The following is a 19,704-nucleotide window of genomic DNA, read 5'->3' as shown; positions in this document are numbered from 1 at the left end:
TATTATTTTTACAGCGTAAAAGATCTACATGCGGCTCATTATCTATCATTACCTATTGCTAATAGTACTTTTGGCATCTGTTTGGGAGGCTAGCGCCCAAACCAGAAACCAGGAGCATTTTACCCGTTTCCGAAACATGGGCATGGAGGAAGGCTTGCCGTCTAACCGCATTCTGGATATGGTACAGGACACACTGGGATTTGTGTGGATTGCCACAGAGAACGGCCTCTGCCGCTATGACGGCATCACCACCCTCACCTACCGCCACCAACCCGATCACCCACTGTCGTTGCCCCATAACTATGTCACCTCTCTGGCCATCGATGCCAACAATCAACTTTACATCGCCACCCATAATGGCATCGTAAAACTCAACAAAGCCAATGAAACCTTCATTCCTGTAGGAGTATCAGGTGCCACCCCCATCAGTCAGCCGGTTATTCGGAAAATAGCTATAAAGGGGACCGATACCTTGTATGCTGAAACCGTCAACGGCATGCTGAATGTACATCACCTGCCATCAGGCAAAACCGATAATTATTACCATAAACCACCGGAACAGCCTTATTACAGCTACCATTGTCTGTATACCGATCCGAAGGGCGATGTTTGGGTGGGCGGTAGAATAACCGGTTTATTCCGGTTAAAGCAGGGAGCCAGGCAGCTTGAGGAGGTCGTCATGACCACCCATGATCGGTCGATCCGTCAACCGGATGTCTCTTCCTTTCTGACCGATTCAAAGGGCCGCAGCTGGCTGGGTTCGATCAACGGCTTTTACCAACTGGACCAAAGAACGAACATCCTCACTAAAAAATATGCCACTTCTACTTTTAGTCTGTTAGAGGATAAACAGGGAAGGATATGGCTGGGAACCGGCTATGGTCTGGTGCGATTTTCCCCAGAAAAGAATGAGTTCACCTTGTTTCGCAACCATGTCTCCGACCCGTTTTCCCTGGCTGATGACCAGGTTAACCAGATAATGGAGGACAAAGACGGCAATTTATGGATAGCCACAGACCATGGCCTTTCCATCCTCAGTCCCGAAAACAACACGCCCTATCATTTGCGACACCTTCCGGGAATCGCCAACAGTCTTTCTCACAGCCATGTCACTAGTCTGGCCGAAGAAAAGGACAGTTCCATATGGATGGGTACTTTTGGAGGCGGTCTAAACCGCTGGTACCCCTGGAGGAAAGTCATGGAAGTCTATAATACCGAAGGCCCGGAGGGCCGTAAGCTCCTTTCTGACCGCGTCAAATGCCTCTACCACGACAGAGATGGTCAATTGTGGATTGGTCATTGGCAGGGCAACGGATTCAACCGTATTGATCCGTCAACCCATCAAATAGAAAAGCACCGCATCAATCCCTACAATACGCACAGCGATTGGTACAATGATTTTCTACATGACAGCAGGGGCCGTTTTTGGCTGGGCGTATGGGGCTATACAGGTCTGGTGCGTTATGCGCCCGATACAAAAAAAATTTTACCGCCCAATCTGACGCCTAATAGTGCCCCCTATAATCAAACCATAGAACACATGGTTTTTCAGGAGGACTTTTTATGGTTGGCAACCAACCGAAATCAGATCTATCGTTTCAATACCCAAACGGAAACCTATGCGCATTACATTCCCGGTCTTCACTATTACCTGGTCAACCCCTACCCAAAAGGTGAAAACACTTATGAAGGAACTTATCCTTTAATAAACAGCATCTTTGATGTGGCTGTTTCGAACCCGGAACGCGTGGCCTTTCTGACCGATCAGGGTGTGCTGTACACGACCCAAAAAGACCACAACCAAGCCCTCAAACAGCTTCCCTGGAGCCCTGATGCGACCTTGGAAAAGCAGGCGAAAATCATTGCCGGAGAGAACGATGATCTGTTTTATGCGGTCAACGCTGACCAAATTTTCCAGGTGGACCTGAAAAATCAGCGCATTCTGCCCTTCCTTTCGGCAAACAACCCGGCCACACCACTTTTCAATCAATCCATCAAGGATCTGGCCTTATCGGACAACACCCTTCAGATTCTAACCAACAAAGCCATCTTCTATTACAACCTGATCAAGCATGAATTTGAGTCTGCCCCCCGGTACTTTAGGCTTCCCGGCAATGACCGACTGAAAGCGATGATGGATACGCCCAAACGGCAGGAGCAATGGATGGCAAGCGAACACGGCGTAATCGTTCAGCAGGCGGACGGAAGTATCCGGTACACCTCTTTTAAAGACCAGTATGTGAATGGACTGCACGCTTATACTTCGCACATTGCCTGTCGGGACCATGTGAACACTTTGATATGGGTGGGCACCGACAATGGTCTTTACGAAAAACCGGATTCATCAAAGACATTCCGGTCAGTTGAAGTCCTGCAAGACCGACAAATATATGCCTTACTGGAAAAGAACCGCACCTTATGGGTAGGAACCGATTCCGGGCTGGTGAGTCTCAACCCGGACACGAAAGAACTTAAACGATATAATGAGCCTGCTGACACACGGCTGACTTCTCATCTGGTTACCTTTACACGGGAAGATCAGGCAGGAAACATATGGGTGGGGACTTCCGATGCCGGGGTCAACAAGGTGGACGGCTCATCGCTAAAAGTAACGCATTATCCGGACAGTCGCCCCGACTCCTCGGGATTTTGGGGACACGAAGCCACTTGTTTCCTGCAAAGCAAAGATGGGTCCATTTGGATAGCCGGTCATGGGCTCAATCGTTACCATCCTGACAACAATACTTTTAGCCACATCACGTCAAGAGAGGGGTTGCCCGAATCGGGCATCAATGCCCTGATTGAAGATGATAAAGGCTTGCTTTGGCTGGCACATGATTACCACTTAACCGCCTTTAATCCGACAACCGGCCAAACCACCGTACTGTCAACGAGGGCTCTGAATATTCCGGATGGCCATCAATTCACTTCCGCACTGAAACACTCCACGGGCTTGCTGATGTTTGGTTCTACAGGAGGTGCCATCATCCTGGACATTAATCGCTTTTGGGAAACGACCCCTAATCGGGCCAGTCACATCTCAAGCTTTAAACTGGCCGGGGAGACGCACACAAACTACATAGCCAATGAAGATCGCCTCAAGTTGGATCACGGACAGAATTTTTTCTCGCTGCTGGTTTCGCCCATGGAATACACTTCAACCAGATCGAGGCTCACCTACCGACTAAAAGGATTGGATGGGGAATGGACGGATGTTCCGGCGGGTAACGAAATTTTCTATACCAGTGTACCGCCGGGTCGTTATACTTTTGAATTGAGTAACCACCAAAATAAACCTACCCGTCTACACATTCATATAGCACCGCCTTTTTGGAAGACCTGGTGGTTCATCACCTTCAACTTTCTGCTGGTGGCAGGTATTATTGGGGCCTTCTTCTATCAGCATACCAAACGCTTGATCGTAAGAAACCGGTCGCTGGAAGTGGAGCAGCGTCTGTTAAGGTCTCAAATGAACCCCCACTTCATTTTCAACTCCCTCAATGCCATCCAAAGTTTCATTTTTAGCAACAGTCCGATGGAGGCCGGCAGATTTCTTTCCAAGTTTGCCAAATTAATCCGGCTGACCCTTCAAAACTCCAGGGAGCCCTTTATTCCGCTGCGACAAGAACTCGAAGCTGTAAGATTTTACATGGATTTGCAACAGTTGCGCTGGGAAGGTAAATTCAGGTATGAAATTGAGGTAAAGAATATAGATGAAGACAGGACAGGGATTCCTCCCATGATGATACAACCCTTTGTAGAGAACGCCATCGAACATGGATTTATAGGAGATCTGTCAGATAGCTTGATTCGAATTAAAATTGAGCCCAACAAAAATCGTATTCACATAATAATCAGGGACAATGGGATTGGGGTTTTGGCTTCTTTAAAAAGCCGTCACAAACAATCTGCCCATGAATCTCTGGCCTCCAAAATAACCCGCGAACGACTCAACACGTTAAACAGCAGTGGAAAGTCATTCAGTCTTACGATTGAAGATTGTTCCACCATTGATACCAAAAGTAAAGGAACACTCGTTTCGATCACCACGCCATTTAAAATCCTTGATAAACCAGATAAGAAATGACAGAACAAACAATTACTGCCTGTATTATTGACGATGAAATGCCGGCACGTGACAACATTAAGGTCATGTTGCGGTCTCTTTTCCCAAATATTGAAGTGGCCGGGGAGGCAGATGGTGTGGTAACGGGACTGAAGCTCATGCGGGCGGTCCGACCGGACATTTTATTTCTGGATGTGGAAATGCAGGACGGAACAGGATTTGATTTGCTTAACCGACTGGAGTTTTCAAATTTTGCCTTGATATTTTTAACGGCTCATTCCGACTTTGCCATCAAGGCCTTTAAATACTCTGCGCTGGACTATCTGTTGAAACCTTTGGATCCGGATGAGCTGGTTACTTCTATGCACAAGGCTTTTCAATATGTGGAACAAAAGACGGTCGCTCCCGACCCGGCCTCTGTTCCCTCTGAACCCTTGGCGCGTCGCATCATATTGAAAACAACAGAAAGCATCTACCTTGTTCCCGTGGATGAAATCATCCGGCTGGAAGCTTCTGGTAATTACACGACTTATTTCCTGACCGACAACCGAAAGATTGTGGTGTCCAAAACGCTGAAAGATCAGGAAGCATTGCTTCTGCCCTATGGTTTTTTCAGGGTGCACCAATCGCACCTTATTAACCTTCAGCACATCAACCGCATTAACAGAGCCGATGGCAGCTCTGTTGTTATGTCAGACGAAGTGAGTGTGCCCATTTCTCACCGTAAAAAAGATGATTTAATGAAAACCATCAACGGCTAACCGTTGATGGACCAGACCTATCTCCGCTCCAAAAGCACCACATTCTCTACATGGTGGGTATGCGGAAACATATCCACCGGTTGAACGCGGGTGACCCGATAGCGCATATCCAGCATACTCAAATCACGGGCCTGGGTGGCCGAATTACAGCTGACATAAACAATCTTATCAGGAGCGGCATTCAGGATGGTTTGCACCACATCGTCGTGCATGCCGGCACGCGGGGGGTCAGTAATGATGACATCGGGACGACCATGCTTTTCAAAGAGTTCGGCCGTTAATAAATCCTTCATATCACCGGCCATAAATACGGTATTGGTAATACCGTTGATGTCAGAATTGACCACAGCATCTTCAATGGCCTCCGGCACGTACTCAATGCCAATCACCTTTGAAGCATTGTGGGCCACAAAATTGGCAATGGTTCCCGTTCCGGTGTATAAATCGTAAACCACCTCGTTACCGGTTAATCCGGCAAACTCCCGTGCCACCTGGTATAAATGAAGGGCCTGTTCAGAATTGGTTTGAAAAAAACTTTTGGGACCGATTTTGAATTTCAGATCCTCCATCACTTCAAAAATATGATCGCGACCGGCATGTAAATGCACCTCCAAATCACCGAAGGTATCGTTGGCTTTGGGGTTGATCACATACATCCAGGAGGTGACCTGAGGGAACTGTTCCGTCAGGTGGTTCATTAAAGCCTTGCGGATGGCTTCATCCTCGTAAAAAATGACAAGAACCACCATGACTTCACCGGTGGTAGTGGTACGAATCATCAGGGTACGCAGCAGGCCCGTCTGAGCCCGCAAATCAAAGAAGGGCAGGTCGTTGGCCAAGGCATAATCCCTGACGGCCAGACGAATGGCATTGGACGGCTCCGATTGCAAGTGGCATTTTTGAATATCCACCACCTTATCGAACATACCCGGCACATGAAAGCCCAGTCCGTTGTTATCGGTAAACTCCTCTCCGCTATCCAACTCTTCCTGGGTACGCCAGCGCTTGTTGGAGAAGGTAAATTCCAACTTATTACGGTAGAAGGTTTCGGCCGGAGATCCCATGATGGGCAGCACTTCGGGCAACTCCACTTTGCCAATACGCTTTAAATTGTTGACCACTTCCCGTTCCTTATAAAACAGTTGTTCCGTATAGGGTAAGGATTGCCATTTGCAACCGCCGCAAACACCAAAGTGCTCACAAACGGGCTCCACACGCTTATCGGAATAGTAGTGAAACTTAACCGGAAATCCTTCAAAGAATTTCTTGCGCTTCTTGGTCACCTGTACATCCACAATATCCCCGGGAATTGTTTTGGTGACAAAAACCACCTGATCATCAACCTTGCCTAAAGCCTTACCTTCGGCGGCCACATCGGTAATAACCACGCGCTCGAGTAAGGGTTTATTTCTTCTGGAACGTCCCACTTTGTTTCTTTTAAATTTGCCGCAAAGGTAGGAAATTTCATCGCGAAAAAGGCAAAACGGGATAAACTATATCGGTGATTTAGGAAGTTTAGTGGTCCACAGACAGACACAGATTAGCACATATTTTTGAGAGCATTTCCTGTTAAAAGTCATCTTTGAAAGTAGATTTTGCAGTCGGGATTTCAGGCAATTGAACAAAAACACTACCTTTGCAGCCACAATTGACACATATATAATTTAAAATGGAAAAAAAGATCCTTACTTACAAAGACATTGACGCCAGCCTGCTCAAATCGCTTCCCAATCCAACCGGCGAAGCGTATGAGATAAAAATAAAAATCCCGGAATTCACCTTTTTGGGTGTTAAAGAGCAACCCGATTTTGCGGATGTGTTCCTGACTTTCTACCCCAGAAAAAGAATCATCGAATTAAAATCGCTCAAGCAGTATGTTTACGCCCTGCGTAACATCACTGTATCATACGAGCGCCTGATCAATGTATTCTACGACCATGTGATGGAGGTCTATGAACCAGAGCGCGTACGTGTGGTAATGGTATTTAATCCACGGGGCGGGATCAGCTCCAAGCTCACCATTGATTCGGACTGGAAAGTCAGAGGTGGGGATGAAAAATTCAGCGACTGGAAAGGCAATATAGAAGACCAATGGTCGGTAACACTATAAAAAAAAGAGCGGTTTTCACCGCTCTTTTTTTTGCTTAATTTCTATCGCCCTATCCAATTGATTCAATAAATTGTTTGGCTGTTAGCTTTGTTTGAAGCCAACTGCAAAATTGGAACAGACGTGAAATAATCTATAAGGTCAAACTCGGTTTGTTGCGGTGACCGTGGCGACCGAAGATGAGGTTGAGGCCGAGTTTGAGGCTGAGTTCTTTTTGGTTGGGAAACATCAGGAATTCGTCGCCTTCCATATGAACGGTGGCATACTGCATGGGGATGTAGTCGGCCAGAAGGAACAATTGCAAGGGGCCCATTAAAAGACTGACGCCGGTGCCCAGGCCGTTGCCGCCATTGACGCGGAGGCTGTAATTCACATTGAGGGCCACAAAGCTGTAGGGTTGTAGGTTGGCGGACAGGTTAAAATCCTGCCGAAAGTTGTTCTTCTGGAACTGACTTCTCGACAAAAAGCCAAAGGATATGGCATGGTTGAGGTTGTAACTGGCGCCCATGTATAAGCCGGAATAAGCCCCATGGAAAAGGACTCCTGTCCCACCCCATAATTAATCACCGTCTTCAGGGAATCACCTATGGCTTCAACGGCTGCATCCAAATCATCCTTATTGGAACCGTCTACTTCCAGGCCTTTGAAGGAATAAGTGCCGTCAAAGGATAAGGAATTCAGATCTTCGGTCCACTTGATAAATCCGAGATTATTAAGGGCCGCAGAGAACTCCCACTGGTCGTTCAAGGCATAAACAGCCCCCATATCCAGAGCAATGCCCGGGTTTTTGAAGGAACTCAGATAGGAGGACCAGTCGCTGTCCGACATTTCCTTGCCTTCTACCGATTCGGGGAAATCGCCGGGTGCACCTTCAACCACTTCAAGGGGGGCTGAAGAATAGATATGACCGTCCACAAATAAATCGTATTGCTGTCGACTGGTATGTAACTCAAAGCGATTGATATCCGATTGCATGCCCACCATGCCAAACAGCGGCTTCACATTCACGCCTACGGTCAGATACTCATTCCACTCCCGACTGTAGCCCAGACTGATTTCTTTGTAGGTGATGGTTTTGGTCCGTAAGGTTGAAAAATCAAATTTGGAGCCTGCCGGGAATCCATTTTCCCCTATTTTCAACAAATCGTAGGGCGTTCCCATATTCACCGCACCCTTCACCGATAAGGCGAAGGAAAAATAGTCGCGGCCCGACCGGAATCCAAATCCCAGAAGACCTACATCGACCTGCTCGTTGATATTAAAGGCGTCGCCTGTGGCTTTATATAATTGGGCGAAGTCGTAACGCCTGCTGCGGGGATCCACCCATTCACCGCCGCCCACATCCTGAAAAACATCGGAGAAGGCCACATCACTCTGGAAAAGCTGGTTGACATTCGGAAGGGCAAAAAAACCATTGGCCCGGGGCTGCATGGCCGGATTGAGATGGCTGACCTGCGGGATGGTTTCCATGTAATAGAGTCCCATAGGCGACTGGGCCTTTAAGCCTGCCGCCATGATAAAAAGTCCCAAGGCACTATATAGCAATTTTCTGTACATCATCTTAAATATTAATTGTGCGGGAAAAGCTTCCCTTCAATTAGACTTTCCATTTAATTAATTGGGAATGTTCCCTGAGAAATCGAAAGAAACCGCCCCTTTGATGGCAGCGTCCTGTTTGATCTTAACCGGCTCACTGTCGGCATCCCCGGTCGACAAGAAATAGGACATGACAATCTCCTTGGCGGCCTGATCCTGAAACAAGCGAATCTGTTCGCCGGTCAACCCTATTTCAAAAGTAGATTCTCCGGGAATGGCCGCTGTTCCAGACCGAATGATATAAGTGTTATTCTCCAATAAATCATCGATTTTATTTCCCTGGGCATCAATGACCCAGGCGGTGGCCAAAATATTCAGAGGGAAGGTACTCTCAAAATCAAAGAAGATTTTGGCCAGTTCTATGTGATCCACCTCCTCTTCGGAACCATCGATGATGTCCACGAAATCAAATTCAATGGTATCGGTTCGGGCGTAATCCGTTGCCCTAAACCACAATGGCAGTTTAAATACTAAATCGGCCTGTAGTTCCTCCACTTCCAGCATAAAGTTATCCTTATCGGCTACAACACCTTCAGGCGCCGGCGGATTGCTTCGCGATACCAGGTCCACCATCATGCGCACCGGAAAGGTGTTGCCAATTTCTATCAAATTGGAATTGTTGCCACTGACAGAGAAAGTGGTGCGGCCCGGCGTTAATGGTTCAGTTTCCACAGCATTGGGTATGTAATCAATCACGGCCTTATTCTCCCCATCAATGATCAAATACGAATCAGGCGTTTCAACATCCCTTTGAAAGAAGCGCACATTGTTGGCCTCCACATAAAAAGGAACGCCAATACTGTTAAAAATTTCAATATCCAACTCAAAATCTTCCAACTCAACATGGGCGGCCAGATCCTCTACTTCTTCAAAAACATCAAATTCCAGTTCGGCATCTTCGCGGGTCGCTGTTTGATCCCCAAAATAGCCATAGGCCGATTTTTTCTTTAAGTCGGTCAACGAAAAATTCAGCGCTATTTCCCCCCCGGTAGGAAAAGCGGTCAGACTCAGATCTTCATAAACATTGATATCTAGATGACTGTTGTAAGGCTCCTCTGTTTCACTGTCAAACTCGACCTGAAAATCGACGAGCGACAAGGGCAATTCGTTGGATGTGGCAAATCCCAGCGGGTCCACCACAAACTCCACCCGAAGCACCTCTCCGTTGGCCGTGGTAGCCTGTGGTATTTCAACGGTGATGCTTCCTTCCAACCCGGGCGGCACTTCAAAGGAAAGATCCAGTTCGCCATCCAGCAAAGTCACCCTGTCATAACGCACATCGTCCTGGTGACTGAGCACCACTTCCTCCGAAAAAAGCAGTTCGGAAGAAGCAGCCTTGAGTGGGGGTGCAAAGACCGGCAGGGAATAACTCCATCTTTCATTCACATCCCTTAAGGTGACCAAACTTTCCCAATTAACAAAAACCGATTCGCGGTACTGGAAAAACAGGACACCCTCCTCATCCACGTAGATATCCTCCTCCGCCAGGTCGTCTAGAAAGTCATCGACCGACAAATTAAAGCTGGCAAATGGTCCGGCCAGGCCCACACTTCGCATATCCCCATCCTGAGGCTCATTAATAAAAACATCGTCCTGCTTACAGCCGGAGAACACCACGAGTGCACCCATCAACAGGCCTTTAAATATATTCATCCACTTCATATCTTATATTTTTAACTACTCAATGACTTCAATTTCCACGCGGCGGTTGGCAGCTCTGCCCTCCTCCGTCTCGTTGGGTGCAATGGGTCGGTCAAATCCATATCCTTCAAACTCTATCCGACCGGCCTCTACACCCTGACTCTCCAGGTAACTCTTCACGCTCTGCGCTCTGGCCCGCGAAAGTCGCTTATTCAATGCGGCAGAACCCACATTATCGGTATGTCCCGATACCTCAATGCGCACATCTGCATTCTCCAGTAACAGGCGCACCAACTTGTTCAATTCGGCATAGGACTCTGCCCTTAATGTGGCCTTACCGGTGGTAAACAAGATGTTTTCCACAACAATACGGGCACCGGTGGACATGGGCTGCATGTCAAAATTGCGCACCAGTAAAGTGGAATCACTTAAAAACTCGAGCGACTTATTGAGAAAGAAATAGCCCTCGGCAGTCAATTCCAGAAGGAAGGGCCCCCGATTGTCCAGATGGAGTGTATAACGTCCCGATACGGAATCGGCGTAAGCCACTGTCACAGGCTCCATATGGCCCGGCTCAAAGGCGGCGAGGGCGGCGGGAACAGAATTTCCTGAGACCTCATCACTGACCACACCCGAAAGGGTAAACACTTGCTTGCTGCTGGTGAGTGCGAGGTTCAATTCCCCGTTGTCACCCATCATTTTATCCTTGTGCAGTTGCATGGTTTTTCCATAGAAATCCTCTGCCGTTACCTCCATCAACACGTTGGCTTTATCTGCCAGCGTAATAGAATAATAACCGGTATTGGCACTGGAATAGCCACTGTTGATAAGCGTTTCGTCGTCGACCGATTTAATCAGAATCTGCGCCTGAACCGGGTGTCCATTGGCCTCATTGGTGATGTTGCCCCACAATGTATACGGAAAGAGCAGTTTTTCCAGTTGAAAATCCCTGCGGATTTTCTCATGGCGTTTCTCCGGCATTTCCAAAGTATCCCTCTGGCTCTTATACCCGGTTACATCGGCCTGAATGGCATAATCGCCCACATCTTCCATTTGAATGTAGTACTCCCCTGATAAGGAGTCGGATTCGGCCCAGGCCACCGGCAAATTTTCCCTTAAATCAATGATGGTCATTCGGGCCGGCAAAATGGTGCCGTCCTTGATATCGGTCACTTCGCCCCATATTTCAAAAGGAATGCGGGGATCCTTTTTAACTTCATAAATATCCAGTCCCCCAAAGCCTCCGGCGCGATTGCTGGCTATTAAGGCCACCAAAGAATCAGAGGTGGGATGATAGAATAAATCGTCGGCTGCACTATTAATGGGATAGCCCAGATTAACCGGATCGCCCCAGGAGGCATCCGGCTGTCGCTCACATTTAAAAATATCAAAACCCCCTAAGCCGGAATGGCCATTGGAAGCGAAGTAGAGTGTTTTCCCGTCAGGCGTTACATGCACCGCCCTTTCGTCGAAGGGCGTATTGATGCGGTCGCCGACATTCATGGCTTTGCGGTATTTGTTTTTGCCCTTACGTTTGGCATACCAGATATCCGTTCCGCCTTCACCACCCGGTTTATTGCTCACAAAATAAGCATCCCCATCGTCAGACACCGAAATGGACGTCTCCTGAAAGACCTTCCGGTCGACCGCCCCCTTTAACCTTTTAGAACCACGCAGGCGCTTATCTGTGATTTTGACAGAACGCAGGTGGCCCGACCGGTCTTTCCCCTGATAGACAAAGAGCAGGTCGTTGGAGGCATCCAGTCCGGCCACGGCCACATGACGCCAGGAGGAAGAGGGAGAAGCAACGGTGGAAGCTTCAGAAACATCCCCGTTTTTATATTCCGCCTTGAAAAGACGTTCCCGAAAAGCATCTCTGTTAACCGGCTTTTCAGGCAGTCGCTCGGGTCTGCGGCCGGTCATGTACACCGCATTGGTGGTTGCATGTTCCACTGCTCCATACTCATCGAAATAACTGTTTATGGCAGGCCCCATATTGGTAATAAAATAGGGCAAAGAATCACGAACCGCATACTGGCCGTAGTCGCACTCATTCACCAATTGGATAAACTCCTCCTCAAAGCGCTTTTGTCCCAAAGTCCCTAAAGACTGATGATGCAGCAAAAAAGCATCCTTAGCGGCCCCATAATTATAAATGGCCTGATTGGCCTTACCCAGATAGTAGTAATAATCATCGGCCACGGATGAATCCGCCCTTAAAAGATAGGCCGCTGCATCTGCTTCATGCCCGCCCAGCAAGGCACTGATTCCCAGCTTATAGTTCAACTCAGGAATACCGGAAGTCATGCCATACAACTGATAATAATGCCGGAAAGCGCGGTCATATATCTCTTTTCTATAATACTTATCGCCATTTTCAAGATGATCTATAATCAACTGCTGGCTATGGGAAGGTGCCAAAACAATCAACTCCTTTTTGCTTATGCGGGGGTTTCCCTGAGCATTGGAATAAGTCATAAAGCTGAAAATAAAAGCCATCCTAACACTATTTTTCTCATTTGTTTAATATTTTTTTTCGCAAGATTGTTAATAATACGCTAAAACAAAGGCTTCAGTTACATTTTTTTTAATTCGCAAGGAAAATTTGACCAACAACAAAAAAATCGTCACAAACAACTTTAAATTTTACACCGATCCGTATTTTTGTTCGAACTCTCACTACCGGGACACAAAAACGACCAGCATCCTAAAGTCCTTTATAAAACAGGGGTTTAGAACAACATAGCCCCACCAGCCATTCCCATCGGCATGGGTCCCCAAAAACGTCATTTGATAATTATTGCTAATTTTGAATCACCAAAAACATCTTTTCATTTTGATTTACACCGGGCACAGCGGGGTGCTAACACAAGCTGTAAACATTTAAAAAATGACATTTTGTGTTTGAATCAGCCATTACAGTCAAGTATGACAAACACTTAAACCTTTAAGAAAAAAGGAACCATGAACCAGTTCAAACTAGTGAGTCCCGAAAAAATGCTGGGTATTGACAACCAGCTGCACATCACTACTGATATTAATCAGGCCATGGTAGAATTTGGTTATATTCTAAAAGGGAACTTTTTGAAATGGATGGTTTATGGGGAAGACCTTGCTCAAAAGGAAATTGATCCGCTGTTTACTCAAATATGTGCCTCCATTGCGCGCAGCAACAAAATAACGGAAGATCTGAGGGTGCAGCTGTTCCAAAAAATTGACAAATACCTTTATGATTTACCGGTTCGCCGGCGAATTGCCCTGGCATTCATCCTGTTTAACAGCGAAGAATATGCCGCCTCGATCATCGATTTTAATGAGCACCGGGACCTGAAACCCCTCGAAATCAAAAAGATGGTGGGCAAACAGATTGAGCGGGAAATCTACGTTGGCGGCAGCTACGACCTGGAAGTTAAAATAAGAAGTTTCCTGGCCCATGACATCTACCGCTTTGCCTCAGAGTTTAGTTTTATTTCAGGGGGCATAAAAAAAGAACGGGTATTGGAATTATTGGACATTTACGGCAGGGCCTCTCTGGCCTCCCTCGATTTTTAGCGCAACAGTTTTATCGTCCCCGTCTTTTGCAGAACATCCCCCTCCTCGGTTCGCACCTGAACCATGTATGAGTAGGTCTCCATGGGCTGAGCCCTGCCCTTATGGGTTCCGTCCCACCCTTCATTCAGGTCCGAAGAATCAAACACGAGCTGTCCGAACCGATTAAAAATACGGAATACCAATAATTCACGAATGCCCCATCCTTTTACAAACACCACATCATTAACCCCATCACCATTGGGGGTAAAGGCTTGCGGTACATCCACCGAATAGATTTTCTGAACGGTGAGGTTAAAGGGGTAGGACAAGGTAAAGCAACCACTGGTATCGGTCACTGCCACCTCGTAACTCAAATTCTCCATGGCTTTAAAAACAGGGTTGGGACAGTCCGTGCAGGAGATATGGTCTGCAGGGCTCCACTCATACATGCTGATACCCGGGTCGCTCACGTCCAGCCGGACTTCCTCCCCAATAATGAGAATGGTATCGCGCGGAAATACGACGGGCGGTTGTTGCACAGCCACCCTTACACTGTCGTCATCCATACAGCCATTGTCATCCGTCACTTTTACGCGATAGGTCGTGTGCCAATCAGGGGCAGCCAAGGTGAGCCGACTTTCCGGCTCAAACAGCGTTTCATCAGGCGTCCACAGATAGCTGACGCCGCCCTTGGCCCAAAGCTCGATGACATCGCCATAACAAATGAGCGTATCTGCTTGCATTTCTATGGTGGGCAATGGAAAAACCTCCATATTTTTAACCATCGTGGTATCCTTACATCCCAGGGGAGCGTAGCTGGCAATCAATTGAATATCATAGAAACCGGGCGTGTCATAAGTCAGTGTCGGAACCGCCTCCTGAGAGCTCGTTCCATTGCCCAAATCCCATTGCCAGTCGGTGGCATTCAGGGAAGTATTGTCAATACGCACCTCCAAAGGTACACAGCCCATATTAAGACCATCATTAACAGAAAAATCAGCCTTTAAATCCCAGATGTGCAGCGTATCCAAAATGGCCTTATTGCAGGTATTGTCGGCATCCGACCTCAAAAACATGACGGGGTTGACACGACCGGTGGCCCGGTACCGGTGGGTGGCTTCGGGACCCTCGGCCGAATAGCCATCCCCAAAATCCCATCTGATATCATACACATTCTGCAAATTAACTGCTTTAAATGCTACCTCATCATGCGCGCAAGCAACATCAATCGCCTCAATTTGTGCAAAGGGTCCGCCCACATGTATATAGTCCTGCTTTACAATGGTATCGGCACATCCGTAGGAGGTTCTGCTAACCAAGGTTACATCATGAAAACCGGGTCGATTATATATGAAGAAGGGATTTTGCACCTCCGAGAGATTTTCATTTTCACCAAAGTGCCAGGTCCAACTGCCGGGATAATCGGTTTCTGACAGGTCAGAAAACTGTACCACCAGCGGATAGCAGTTGGCATCTGTTATATCGGCCACGAAATTGGCCACGGGTGGCTCCTGCACATGAATAAAATCCACCTTCTCTCCCGTCAACTCACAGCCGTGAATATCCCTGATGTACAAGGACACAGAATAGTGTCCGCTATCTGCAAAATGGACCAGAGGCTCGGCATCTGTATAGCTTCTGCCATCACTCAATTCCCATAAATACTCAACAATCTGACTGTTGGAGACATCGAAAAAGCCGACCTCATCGCCGACACACAATTGCGCCTTTTCAACTGAAAAATCCGCATCCGGCGAGATGGCCTGCACCGCTTGATTTTTGGTCACTTTATGCACACATCCCACGGCATCGGTCAGTTCCAGCGAGACATTGTAAGTACCGAAACTGGTATATTCATGGGTCGGATGCTGATCGGTGGAAGTCGTGCCATCCCCAAAATCCCACTCCCACGACTCAATAGTCGCTTCAGAAGAAGACAGATCGGTAAAACCAAAAGTAACCGGCATACAGCCCACCTCATAATTGGCTTCAAATGCCGGTTCCGGTCGGTAAATGGTCATTTCCTGCGTTAAGGTATCGCGACAACCATTGGCATCCTGCACGATTAGGGAGATGTGGTTAAGTCCCTTATTGGTAAAAGCATGGCTCAATGTTTCCATGGAAGTTTCAAGCACCCCTTCCTCTTCAAAAAGCCAGACATAGTTCACCGTCTGGTTGTTGTACGAAAAGGGTGAGTTATCCACCGATGCCGAACCATCGAGCGTTAAGGTATTTCCCAGACAAGGCGTACCGTTAACAATACTGAATTCACTCTTTAGTTGACGCACATACACCTCTCTGGTCACCACATAATCACATCCGGTAGAAGCGTTAAAGGCCGTAAAAGTGACCACATAATTACCCGACGCCGCATAACGGTGTTGGGGCGTTAAGGTGGAGGTCACCAGAGCCGACCCGTCGCCAAAATCCCATTGATAGGATGTGGCATCCATCACTTCGGCGCTAAATCCATACCGATAAGGGTCGTCACAATTATTATTGACGCTGATTTTGGCATAAGGGCCCAGAATATTCAGAAGGTTTTCTTTGGTGATGGCAGATGGACAGCCATTGTTATAGACGGTGAGCGACACATCCATGGTGCCGGTCTTTTCGTATTCATGGAAAGGCACCGGAAATGCGGCCTCCGAATCATCGCCATAGTCCCATATCTCCCGCGTGCGAAATTCAGGGGCCGGTGAAGTGATCTCAAACATTACCATTTGAGAGGCGCAGCGCTCATAATTACCAACACGTTCAAAATCAACATCCATGGTGGCACCGGCATTGATGGTCTCCACTTTAGAGTGCACGCAGCCCTGTTCCGTCACCACGCGCAACAGAACCGGCACCTTGCCCGCCTCGGTAACCGACACATCAATGGCCTGGCTGGTCTGCCACTCTCCGTTATTCACGCGCCACGACCAGGACGCAATGGCATCTTCGGTGGTATTATAGGAGGATTGATTGTTGAAAGAAAGTTCCATGGGCACACAACCTGACATGGAAGGCGAGCTGGCAGTGGGCGACATGGCCACATCGGGCAAAACCACGCGAACGAGGTTCTCCCGGACAAGGGTGGAAGTACACCCATGGGGACTGGTCACGATCAAGGTATCTGTAAAGATGGCCTGCCGGTTTTCCAAAGGGAATTCTTCGGGAAGCGTCACGCTGGGGGAAGCAGTGGTGGCGGTGCCACCGCTGCCAAATCTCCAATCATATGAAACGGCATTCACCGAAAGATCTTCATACCGGATGGTGGCCGGCAGCTGGCAGATAAAGGAATCAGACACGGCGAAGTTGGCCTCGACATGCTCCACTGTTACGATTTGCATCAGGCTGTCCTTACAAATGCCGTTGTCCGCTATCAGCCAAACCTCATATTGGCCGGGTTGCAGGTAGGATTTTTGAATGGAGGCGGACCGACTGGTAGTGCCATCCCCAAAGCGCCAGAGGTAATTGGTGGCATTTTGACTGCTGTTGGTAAAGCGGATGTTTTGTCGGGGACAAACCACAGCGGCCGACAGGCTAAAATCGGCTTTGGTTTCTACCACCTGTATGAGTTCAGGACGTGTGACGCTTGAGGTACAACCAATATCATCGGTAATGGTCAATTGTACGGTATAGGCATCCGGAGCATCGTAAAGGTGTGAAGGCGAACGCTCGGTGGAGGTCGCTCCATCACCAAAATTCCAGAGAGAGGTATAACCTTACGGGCCACTGAATTGTTGGTAAAAAAGGCCTCCAGTTCACCTGTGCAGGCATAGAATGGATCGACCCCGAAAACAGCCTGAGGTTTTAACACATGCACCAATTGCGGAAGTGTAGAAGAGGAGGCGCAGCCGAAGGCATTTTCTGCCACCAGCGTCACATCAAAATCGCCGGCCGGTTCATAAGTATGAGAAGGGTTGACTTCCGAGGAGCGGGTACCATCGCCAAAACTCCAGGTATAGGTCAATGCAGCGCCCTCCGGATCAACCGTGTTATTTTCAAAAGTGACCGCATAGGGCGCGCAGCCAATGGTATCGCTGAGCAGAGCAAAAGCGACCACAGGTTGATTGTGTACCACAATAAAATCTTCTTTGACCAACGTTTCGAAGCCTGCCGCATTGGTCACCGTCAACGAAACCGTATAAGCGCCCTCCCCCACATAAATGGTTTGCGGATGAGCAGCCGTTGAGATAGAGCCATTGCCCAGATCCCACGAATAGGAATAGCCCGGACCGGCATCGGACGTGTTATTAAACACCACCTGCAAGGGTGCGCAGCCACTGACCACATCCGCTGTAAAGCCCACGTTCATTTGTGCGCTGACGCCCCACGAAAAGAGAAATAAAAAAGCGGTGAAAAATGACTTAGTAAAAATCTGCATACCGGCTCACTTTATTGAGTGTTGGTTCCTAATAATAGACAACCCCTAATATAGTTACTAAAAACAGAAACTTTTTGACAAAGCAGAGGTATAATAACAAATGTTACGAATCCCCTCCACATTGACCTGAAATAATAACAATCAGCTTCGCTTTTGCAATATAAGAAAGCAATTGCATAATAAAAATAATTTTCCTACTTTGAATCAGAACAATATTCTGAATATGGAACATTTAGTACGCGTACTTTTTATTATACTGATTTCAGTCGGCACGGGATATCATTCTCAGGCACAGGGAATTCACTTCTCGCAGGCTTACTCAGCGCATCTCACCCTTAATCCTGCCAATACCGGTCGGCATAACGGAGATTGGCGGGCTGTGGGCATTTTCAGGCAACAGGGTCACCATATGGGCAACGATTACCAGACGGCCTATTTCAGTTTCGAAAACCCCTATTATGTTAAAGAAGAGAAGTTGGACGTCGGTTTGTATTACAGCAGAGACAACTCCGCCGGCCATACTTTTCCGGTGGACAGAATTAATCTTTCGGCAGGTCACGGCATTCGTCTCAACCATATGTCGTACCTCCATGCGGGTGTACAATTGGCCTGGGTGCACAAACAAATCAATATGAACGGGCTTAGTTTTCCCGATCAGTACAACCGGGAGACAGGTGGTTTTGATCCCACACAGCTACGGCCGAACAACTGGAAAACAATCGCACTGCCTTCCCCGATGCCGGCTTCGGTCTGGTATATGCCCGCAGCCTTCCGACAGGCATTTTCAGCGCTGGCTATTCGGTGCAGCAAATCAATCGTCCCAAAGAGTCCTTTTTTGGCGTAGAACAGCATCTGCCCATGAAACATATCTGGCACGGCAAAGGCGATATCGGCCTCAACAGCAAGGTTTTTCTGGTCCCGGCCATCATCTACACCCATACAGGCAACAGTCAGATGACCCTGGCCGGACTCAACCTGGGATACAACCTGGACCAATGGCTCAATCAATACAACAGCATGATAGCCGGTGTTCATGTGCGCAACGCCACCCTGCAAAAATCACAATCGCTTATTTTTTCAGCAGGTGCCAATTGGCAGTACTGGACCTTCATGCTGGCTTTTGATACGGATATATCCAGAGCCAGAAGCAACAGCATCACCGGGTCGGGACTGGAACTGAGCGTGATTTACAAATTGCCATCCACCATATTACACAAAAGATGATACAATGGGAAAGATATTAACCTTATTTCTGTTTTTAGGTGCCACTGTGTGGGCCCACGCCCAACACAGTGATTCCTTGTCGGTCCTGAAAGACTGGCAAGTAAAGGGTCTGGCAGAAAGTGCCCGGCGCATCAACGATCCTTTTCAGACCAAAATATATCTCGAAGAATGGTACCGACGCCACCCGGAGAGCCGAAAAGCAGCCGTTCAATTGGGTAAAGCCTATTTAAAAACCCGGGAATACCGAAAAGCAGAGGCGCTTTTCGAAAAAACCTATCAGGAGGATCCCCGACAGCATCTGGAGGCCCAATACTATCTGGCACAGACACAAAAAATATTCGGCCAGTATGAAGAAGCCTGGAACATTTCCATATTCTGCGGGCCAGATATCGACGGATAGGCGACA

At 47.9% G+C, this 19,704-nt stretch carries 13 protein-coding genes and 1 pseudogene; 7 read left to right on the top strand and 7 right to left on the bottom strand.

Annotated elements, in window-relative coordinates; all coding sequences use genetic code 11:
* The first annotated feature begins 28 nt into the window (after positions 1–28).
* Positions 29–4,087 (top strand): two-component regulator propeller domain-containing protein, encoded by a 4,059-nt coding sequence (locus tag JCM15548_RS04330; protein WP_062122624.1) that lies wholly within the window; start codon positions 29–31, stop codon positions 4,085–4,087.
* Positions 4,084–4,827 (top strand): LytR/AlgR family response regulator transcription factor, encoded by a 744-nt coding sequence (locus JCM15548_RS04325; protein ID WP_062122623.1) that lies wholly within the window; start codon positions 4,084–4,086, stop codon positions 4,825–4,827. The genes JCM15548_RS04330 and JCM15548_RS04325 overlap by 4 nt, the downstream gene beginning before the upstream one ends.
* 17 nt (positions 4,828–4,844) lie before the next feature.
* On the opposite strand, the gene rlmD is transcribed toward JCM15548_RS04325, so the two are convergent.
* Positions 4,845–6,254: a 23S rRNA (uracil(1939)-C(5))-methyltransferase RlmD gene (gene rlmD / locus JCM15548_RS04320; protein ID WP_062122621.1), complete on the bottom strand. Its 1,410-nt coding sequence runs from the start codon at positions 6,252–6,254 to the stop codon at positions 4,845–4,847.
* A 242-nt stretch (positions 6,255–6,496) separates the two neighbouring features.
* On the opposite strand from rlmD, the gene queF reads away from it, so the two are divergent.
* A complete protein-coding gene (gene queF, locus JCM15548_RS04315; RefSeq protein ID WP_062122619.1) occupies positions 6,497–6,937 on the top strand; it encodes a preQ(1) synthase in 441 nt (146 codons plus the stop codon).
* 130 nt (positions 6,938–7,067) lie between these two features.
* On the opposite strand, the gene JCM15548_RS25030 is transcribed toward queF, so the two are convergent.
* From JCM15548_RS25030 to JCM15548_RS04300, 4 genes are read right to left on the bottom strand one after another with little or no spacing between them, the layout of a single operon-like run.
* Positions 7,068–7,397 carry a DUF5723 family protein gene (locus JCM15548_RS25030; protein ID WP_262486883.1) on the bottom strand — a complete coding sequence of 110 codons (330 nt, stop codon included), beginning with the start codon at positions 7,395–7,397 and terminating at the stop codon, positions 7,068–7,070.
* Entirely contained in the window at positions 7,304–8,494 is a 1,191-nt protein-coding gene (locus JCM15548_RS04310; RefSeq protein ID WP_262486882.1) for a DUF5723 family protein, read from the bottom strand. The genes JCM15548_RS25030 and JCM15548_RS04310 overlap by 94 nt, the downstream gene beginning before the upstream one ends.
* 54 nt (positions 8,495–8,548) lie before the next feature.
* On the bottom strand, positions 8,549–10,192 hold the full coding sequence (locus JCM15548_RS04305; RefSeq protein WP_062122617.1) for a hypothetical protein: 1,644 nt from the start codon (positions 10,190–10,192) through the stop codon (positions 8,549–8,551).
* 15 nt (positions 10,193–10,207) lie between these two features.
* Entirely contained in the window at positions 10,208–12,670 is a 2,463-nt protein-coding gene (locus tag JCM15548_RS04300; protein ID WP_062122616.1) for an OmpA family protein, read from the bottom strand.
* A 465-nt stretch (positions 12,671–13,135) separates the two neighbouring features.
* Here JCM15548_RS04300 and JCM15548_RS04295 point away from each other — a divergent pair, with 465 nt between their 5' ends.
* Positions 13,136–13,723: a hypothetical protein gene (locus tag JCM15548_RS04295; RefSeq protein WP_062122614.1), complete on the top strand. Its 588-nt coding sequence runs from the start codon at positions 13,136–13,138 to the stop codon at positions 13,721–13,723.
* Here JCM15548_RS04295 and JCM15548_RS04290 read toward each other — a convergent pair.
* A complete protein-coding gene (locus JCM15548_RS04290; RefSeq protein WP_062122612.1) occupies positions 13,720–17,316 on the bottom strand; it encodes a PKD domain-containing protein in 3,597 nt (1,198 codons plus the stop codon). The genes JCM15548_RS04295 and JCM15548_RS04290 overlap by 4 nt on opposite strands.
* Positions 17,317–17,540: 224 nt before the next feature.
* A pseudogene (locus JCM15548_RS26140) lies at positions 17,541–18,005 on the bottom strand (PKD domain-containing protein); the annotation flags it as partial.
* 292 nt (positions 18,006–18,297) lie between these two features.
* Between JCM15548_RS26140 and JCM15548_RS04280 the strand changes: the two are divergent.
* Genes JCM15548_RS04280 through JCM15548_RS04270 form a run of 3 tightly spaced genes read left to right on the top strand, consistent with a single transcriptional unit; the run spans position 18,298 to position 19,698 of the window.
* Positions 18,298–18,918 (top strand): type IX secretion system membrane protein PorP/SprF, encoded by a 621-nt coding sequence (locus tag JCM15548_RS04280; RefSeq protein WP_062122609.1) that lies wholly within the window; start codon positions 18,298–18,300, stop codon positions 18,916–18,918.
* Positions 18,919–18,932: 14 nt separating this feature from the next.
* Entirely contained in the window at positions 18,933–19,298 is a 366-nt protein-coding gene (locus JCM15548_RS04275) for a hypothetical protein (protein WP_062122607.1), read from the top strand.
* A 4-nt stretch (positions 19,299–19,302) separates the two neighbouring features.
* Positions 19,303–19,698, top strand: a complete 396-nt coding sequence (locus JCM15548_RS04270; RefSeq protein WP_062122605.1) for a tetratricopeptide repeat protein — start codon at positions 19,303–19,305, stop codon at positions 19,696–19,698.
* The last annotated feature ends 6 nt before the right edge of the window (positions 19,699–19,704 follow it).

The organism is Geofilum rubicundum JCM 15548 (assembly GCF_000974365.1).
Classification (GTDB): Bacteria; Bacteroidota; Bacteroidia; order Bacteroidales; family Marinilabiliaceae; genus Geofilum; species Geofilum rubicundum.
Note: the sequence above shows the minus strand (reverse complement) of the source record. Positions and strands in the feature narration are given on the sequence as shown.

What these genes read in the sequence shown, in the direction of transcription:
- queF (WP_062122619.1), top strand. Translation starts at nt 6,497, where the DNA reads ATGGAAAAAAAGATCCTTACTTACAAAGACATTGACGCCAGCCTGCTC.
- JCM15548_RS04270 (WP_062122605.1), top strand. Translation starts at nt 19,303, where the DNA reads ATGGGAAAGATATTAACCTTATTTCTGTTTTTAGGTGCCACTGTGTGG.
- JCM15548_RS04295 (WP_062122614.1), top strand. Translation starts at nt 13,136, where the DNA reads ATGAACCAGTTCAAACTAGTGAGTCCCGAAAAAATGCTGGGTATTGAC.
- JCM15548_RS04310 (WP_262486882.1), bottom strand. Translation starts at nt 8,494, where the DNA reads ATGATGTACAGAAAATTGCTATATAGTGCCTTGGGACTTTTTATCATG.
- JCM15548_RS04300 (WP_062122616.1), bottom strand. Translation starts at nt 12,670, where the DNA reads ATGGCTTTTATTTTCAGCTTTATGACTTATTCCAATGCTCAGGGAAAC.
- JCM15548_RS04275 (WP_062122607.1), top strand. Translation starts at nt 18,933, where the DNA reads ATGAAACATATCTGGCACGGCAAAGGCGATATCGGCCTCAACAGCAAG.
- JCM15548_RS04330 (WP_062122624.1), top strand. Translation starts at nt 29, where the DNA reads ATGCGGCTCATTATCTATCATTACCTATTGCTAATAGTACTTTTGGCA.
- JCM15548_RS04280 (WP_062122609.1), top strand. Translation starts at nt 18,298, where the DNA reads ATGGAACATTTAGTACGCGTACTTTTTATTATACTGATTTCAGTCGGC.
- JCM15548_RS04325 (WP_062122623.1), top strand. Translation starts at nt 4,084, where the DNA reads ATGACAGAACAAACAATTACTGCCTGTATTATTGACGATGAAATGCCG.
- JCM15548_RS04305 (WP_062122617.1), bottom strand. Translation starts at nt 10,192, where the DNA reads ATGAAGTGGATGAATATATTTAAAGGCCTGTTGATGGGTGCACTCGTG.